A 2,814-nucleotide genomic window follows, 5' to 3' on the forward strand; every position below is an offset into this window, starting at 1 on the left:
TCTCTCTCTAGTAGAGCAGACGTAAATTACACATTTTTTTCTTCTCGCGTACGCGCGCGCGAAGCGTGCCGCAAACCCTGTAAACAAAGGACTTTCAGAAGTTTCCTTTGTTCTTTTTTTGTGTCCGTACCTAAACCGAAATATAGAGAAATTAAGCACGAAATAACAACTATTTTTAATCAATAAAAGCAATGAGAAAAAAGCAAGAAAAGAAAGATTATGAACGACCAGTGTGTCTCGTTTATGAAATGAAGTCAGAGGCATTCTTCTGCGTATCGGTTACCCCAGCACCGATGACGTCTCAAGAAGAAGATTGGAAGCAAGATCAAGAGGTGGATTTTGGTGATGTTTGGGTTGAATAATCATTAAGAAAACAAATTAACGACAAATTAAATAAGATGAAGAAGATTTTATTAAACATCAGTTCTTTATTGACAGCGATAATCACTATAAGTATGTTTATTGCCTGTTCAAGTGATGATAATCTCGACAACAAGCGAAGTGAGGACTCAAAACAGCAACTCACGTTCACTTTAACTGACGAAGACTTCAATGCAGATGAAGAAGTATCTGTAACTCGTGCAGGAAAACAATCTTTGGAAGTTGCAAAAGATACTATTGACCTTGGTAACGATGTCTTTGCTGAAACTACACTTGAGCGTGATACAGCCCGTGATGCCAAGCCTGCAACACGTGCAGCTGGTATGTCGAATGGTACTTATACGATTCTGGCTTATCAGAGTGGTGTCCTGAAGGGTACACTTAAAGGCACTGTTACCAGCAACATATTCACAGCTACTAGTGCTAACCAAAGTCTAAGCCTTGATCCAGGAACATATACCTTCTATTGTTGCAATGACAAGGTAAACATCAGTGGGAACAATTTAACTGTAAATCGTGCAGATGCAGGTACAGCTCGTATCGGTATTACTACAAAAGTTATCACTGCTACTCCTGCAAAGCAAAAAGTTGATTTCGTAATGAAACATGTTGGTACACGTGTGCGTATTAAAATATCAGGCTATATGCCATTCAATGCACAAGGGCGGCTATTAACGAATAATACGATACCAGGAACTATAACTCTGGATGCTACGTCTGGTTCTTTTATAACAGACAATTCTATTGCTGCAAATACGAATCTTCAATCTACTCTTTCTCCATCTTATCCTGCTACAGAATCAAGTGATTTATCTTATAATATCACACAAGGCGATTATGTTTATATTCTCCCAGGAACGTATATGAACAATTTATCTATAAACATTCCTTCTGTTTATATATATAAGAAAACAATGTCTAATATAACATTGAAAGCATCTACCTTATATTTCAACGCCATTCAAAATGCGTCATACGTGCTTAAGGTAACTCTGAAATATAATTATAAAGTGCTATATGATGATGGAACAACAGGTTTTTTAGGTGACCCTTTAAGCAAGAGGACTGGTCATGGCTACATTATGGGACTTGTTATAAAAGATAATGACGGCTCCATAAACTCTGGTACTGCTATGCTTGTGAGTGGAGGTCTCTGTGGAGTACAATTTCCTATCTCTATGATGCCTAGTAATCCGACTAATAATACAACTCAATATCTTTATCCTGAAGCTGCAAGAAATAATGACCGCCAAGGTTACCATTGGTCCTGGGATGCAAGTGGATCAAATGATGGAACGGTAAAAGCAGAAGATGGAAACAATCTTTTTGGTAGAGTTGCTGGAGGATATATAGCAACGAGCATCCCATTAGGAAGTAATATCAGTAAATTATACATTCCAGCCTTGGGTGAGTTGATGGATGCATATGAAAAAGTGTCCTTTGGAGATGGTATGACTACTGGTGGTGGAGAAGTTTCCGCTCACGGCTATACAAATTATTACGAAAAAACATTTGGAACGTTGTTAAATGATTATGTGACAAGTTCTTATACTGGGGCAGGATTGGGAGGATGGTTTACTGTTTCTTTTGATAAGAATAGTAAAACTGCAGAGGCAAGAAGCCCTTGGGATACTGCAAGATATCCGACTTTAGTTGGTGTAATACCTTTTGTTCACTTCTAATTTAAAGAGTTTTATTAAAAGTGATATGGTTTTAATCTAATTAAAATGGAGAAAAAACATTCTTTCTCAGGTAGTTATAAAGTAAGATTTTATAGCAAACAATAATATTATAAACAACGCTCCGAGGGTTAAAAGGTCTCGAGCCCACGGAGCTATCACAAAGAGAGACCACCTTAATAACAATATGGCAAATAAACCAATTCAATTTTTCTTGAGAGAGCAGAAGCTAAACATCGGCAAACAGGCTGGAAAGACTGTAATTGTTGCTCGTCCAACTGGTAGGCACCGTGTAGACTTCCGCAACTTTTGCGAACGCATTGCTAAGTCAACAACCTTTAATGCGCAGGAGGTGGCAGCCGTGCTGAATCTTGCAAGTGAAACCGCCCGTGACATCGTAGCCAATGGTGACATTGTGGAGTTTGGCGACATGGGAACGTTGACTCCCTCGTTTAAGAGCAAGGCGGTAGAGACTGTTGAGCAGTTCCGTGCACAGCAGCATATCGAGAAACCTGTTATAAAGTTCCTTGCCTCTGCGAAGTATTTTACACTGAATGATGTTACGTATGAGCAAGTAGCACCAAAGGAGAAGAAAGAAAAGAAGGGAAAGAAAGAGAAAAAGAAAGCAGAAGGAACAGAGCCTTCTGGTCCTGTAACAGAAGGGTGATAAAGGAGTTTTGAGATTCTGCTAAAACAACAAAAAAATTGTTCGCGAAGAAATTCGAAATTCTTCGCGAACAATTTTAATTTTCTT

Annotated in this window: 3 protein-coding genes; all 3 read left to right on the top strand. The window is 38.6% G+C overall.

The genetic code is table 11. From position 1 onward, the window contains the following. Positions 1-191: 191 nt before the first annotated feature. Positions 192-362, top strand: coding sequence for a hypothetical protein (locus tag HMPREF9969_RS11415; RefSeq protein WP_009435998.1), 171 nt, complete (start codon positions 192-194; stop codon positions 360-362). 36 nt (positions 363-398) lie between these two features. Further along, a complete protein-coding gene (locus HMPREF9969_RS11420) occupies positions 399-2,063 on the top strand; it encodes a hypothetical protein (RefSeq protein WP_009435996.1) in 1,665 nt (554 codons plus the stop codon). A 184-nt stretch (positions 2,064-2,247) separates the two neighbouring features. Next, the gene (locus HMPREF9969_RS11425; RefSeq protein WP_009433854.1) at positions 2,248-2,727 is read left to right on the top strand and encodes a histidinol phosphate phosphatase; all 480 of its coding nucleotides are present in this window, start codon (positions 2,248-2,250) and stop codon (positions 2,725-2,727) included. Positions 2,728-2,814 lie beyond the last annotated feature (87 nt).

This window comes from Prevotella sp. oral taxon 306 str. F0472 (genome assembly GCF_000257925.1).
In the GTDB taxonomy this organism is placed as follows: Bacteria; Bacteroidota; Bacteroidia; order Bacteroidales; family Bacteroidaceae; genus Prevotella; species Prevotella vespertina.

Excerpts from the sequence above, each read along its gene's own strand:
- HMPREF9969_RS11415 (WP_009435998.1), top strand. The coding sequence starts at position 192 with ATGAGAAAAAAGCAAGAAAAGAAAGATTATGAACGACCAGTGTGTCTC.
- HMPREF9969_RS11420 (WP_009435996.1), top strand. The coding sequence starts at position 399 with ATGAAGAAGATTTTATTAAACATCAGTTCTTTATTGACAGCGATAATC.
- HMPREF9969_RS11425 (WP_009433854.1), top strand. The coding sequence starts at position 2,248 with ATGGCAAATAAACCAATTCAATTTTTCTTGAGAGAGCAGAAGCTAAAC.